The organism is Streptomyces sp. SID5785 (assembly GCF_009870065.1).
GTDB lineage: Bacteria > Actinomycetota > Actinomycetes > Streptomycetales > Streptomycetaceae > Streptomyces.
In genome coordinates, this window is record NZ_WWIA01000088.1 from 1 (window position 1) to 2,464 (window position 2,464).

A 2,464-nucleotide genomic window follows, 5' to 3' on the forward strand; every position below is an offset into this window, starting at 1 on the left:
ATGCGCGGTTTCACCTCGGCCAGCGCCGCGTCCAGGCCCGCGACGTCCCTCAGGTCGACAGGCCGCCACGCGGTCGGGGTGGCGTCGCCCGGCTCGGTCGAGTACGTCGCGACGGTCGTGTGCCCTGCCTGCACTGCCTGGCGAACCAGTTCGGAACCCAGGAAGCCGGATCCGCCCACGATCAGCATCGTCATACGAGCTCTCCCTCGACAACTGCCCTGATCCCGTCCGCCATCCGACCACGATGACCATAAGGAATGCTGTGCCACGATAGCCGTGTGAGCATTCCTGGTCCTTCAGCGCGTCGTCGCATGCTGATCGAGGCGGTCCGCGTCGTCGCGGCGCCCGCACCGGCCCAGGTGGCGTGGGTGGAGAAATACGGCGTGGCACCGGACGAGATCGCCCTGGGCTTCGACGACGCTTTTGGGCTCGCTGGACAACTCGTCGAAGAGGGTCAGATCAGTCCGGCGGTGCTGCCCTGTCTGCAGATGATCGACGAGACGTTCAGTGAGATGAGCCTGGACTCGGGAGTCGATCGGTGGACAAAAGCAGCGATGCTCACCGATGCGGGATGGCATCGCGCCCGGCATCTGGCGCGAGAGGTCCTCACTGCGGAAGCTGAGGACGACGCGTCGTTGCCGGACATCTGCATCATTCGATGAGTACTTGACCAGGGGCCGAGGAGAGCTGCGGCGAGGACCGCGTCGTCGTCGATGCCGGATCTCGGCCGCAGCCAAAGCCCTCGGTAGATGCGCTGTGGGCCTGTGTCGTTCCAGCTTCGCGGTATGGCGACGGTCACATTGTCGTGCGCTTGGAGGCAATGATCCGGCCAAGCTAGGGTCAATTCCCGTCACGCCGGGTTCAGGCCATTCCGGTCAATAGCGGCTCAGTGAATGTCCGCAGACGGGAATGATGCGGCCCGCTGTTCCTGTCCACGACATCTTGCAGACGCCCCACTTGACTTTCGAGAGGCCCGAATGAGAACGCACAGCGAGGCAAAGAACCTTCCTGTCTTGCTGACCATAGCCGCAGGGTTCGCTGTCGCCTTCGTCTGCGGAGCGGTATTCGACTTCCCGTTCTGGTTGAGAGCCGTCACCGTGGTGGTTGTCGCTCTCCTCATGGAAGGCATCAATCAGCTGGTACGCCGCTCCCCGAGGTCTCCCGGGGACAGGTAGGCGCGCGCCTCGCCACGGAAGGGCACCCTCGGCCGACGGGCGCGCCCGGGCGACAGTCGAGACGAGAAGACGATCACTGCGCTTGCGCGATTCTGCTCGATACAGGCCTTCTTCGCTCATGTTCGAGCTCTTGACACGGTCGACGCTGCTCGATTTACTCCATGGCACGCCGATGCCGAGCACTCGGCGAAGAGGTACGCCTAGCCGGTAGTTGGCCTGCGCCATGAGCCCGGACTGAGTCGCCAGGGCCGTTCCGCGTCCGAGGCGGGGACGTGCCCACCACATCTGGAGCTCTGTGATGAGCCTCGATCGTGTGATGCGCAGACGTATGACCGTGTCCGCCGCCGTCGCGGTGGGAGCGGCGGCCTGCCTGCTCGTTCCTTCGTCGGCGTCGGCCGGCCCGACCGCGGTGTCCCTGCCGCCGTCCCACGCGGGATTCGACTACCAGATCGGCGGCGCGTACACCCCGCCCCCAGGAGTGGAGGTCGTCAGCCGGGACCACAGCGCCACCGCCGCCCCCGGCCTCTACAACATCTGCTACGTCAACGCCTTCCAGGCCCAGCCCGGCGCCGAAGGCGACTGGGACGACGACCTGCTCCTGCGCGACGGCGACGGAGACGTCGTCTACGACGGCGACTGGGGCGAGGCGGTGCTCGACATCCGTACCGCGGACAAGCGGAAGCGGATCGCCGCCAAGGTGAACGGCTGGATCGACGGCTGTGCGGACAAGGGATTCCAGGCCGTCGAGCCCGACAACTACGACAGCTTCACCCGCTTCCCCGACTACCTGACGGCGCAGCAGGCCACGGCCTACATCGCCCTGCTCGCGACCCACGCGCACGGCGAGGACCTGGCCGTCGCCCAGAAGAACACCGCCGAGCTGGCCGGCGTGGGCAAGGAGACCGGCCTCGACTTCGCCGTCGTCGAGGAGTGCGGCGCCTACGACGAGTGCGGTGACTTCACCGCCGAGTACGGCGACGACGTGGTGGTCGTCGAGTACTCCGCAGGCGGACTGCGCAAGGCGTGCGCGGCGTGGGGCGACCAGCTCAGCATCGTGCGCCGGGACGTCGACGTCTCGCCCGCGGGCAGCAGCGGTTACGTCCGCCAGACCTGCTGACGGCGCGAGCGGGGGCGGTGAACCGCGCCCGCTCGCACCGCACTGCGGCTTTCTTTCCGTTCTTCTGAAGGGAGTTGGCGATGACTGCATCACCTGGTGGGCCAGGTGCGCCGACCCGCCGCACCGTCCTGCGCAGTGGATCGGCCGCCGCGCTCGCGGTGGCGGGCGGCGC

The 2,464-nt window shown here is 67.2% G+C and carries 4 protein-coding genes; 2 read left to right on the forward strand and 2 right to left on the reverse strand.

What is annotated here, in order from left to right; translation table 11 throughout:
• A partial coding sequence (locus GTW43_RS02855; RefSeq protein WP_161299961.1) for an NAD-dependent epimerase/dehydratase family protein occupies nucleotides 1-194 on the reverse strand: 194 nt, incomplete at its 3' end.
• 117 nt (nucleotides 195-311) lie between these two features.
• Here GTW43_RS02855 and GTW43_RS37400 point away from each other — a divergent pair.
• Complete coding sequence (locus tag GTW43_RS37400) at nucleotides 312-662, forward strand: hypothetical protein (protein ID WP_237536358.1); 351 nt, start codon at nucleotides 312-314, stop codon at nucleotides 660-662.
• 213 nt (nucleotides 663-875) lie between these two features.
• Here the strand turns inward: GTW43_RS37400 and GTW43_RS02865 are convergent, their stop codons facing one another.
• Nucleotides 876-1,400, reverse strand: a complete 525-nt coding sequence (locus tag GTW43_RS02865; RefSeq protein ID WP_161299965.1) for a hypothetical protein — start codon at nucleotides 1,398-1,400, stop codon at nucleotides 876-878.
• A 73-nt stretch (nucleotides 1,401-1,473) separates the two neighbouring features.
• Here GTW43_RS02865 and GTW43_RS02870 point away from each other — a divergent pair, with 73 nt between their 5' ends.
• Nucleotides 1,474-2,292, forward strand: a complete 819-nt coding sequence (locus GTW43_RS02870; protein ID WP_161299967.1) for an endo alpha-1,4 polygalactosaminidase — start codon at nucleotides 1,474-1,476, stop codon at nucleotides 2,290-2,292.
• The last annotated feature ends 172 nt before the right edge of the window (nucleotides 2,293-2,464 follow it).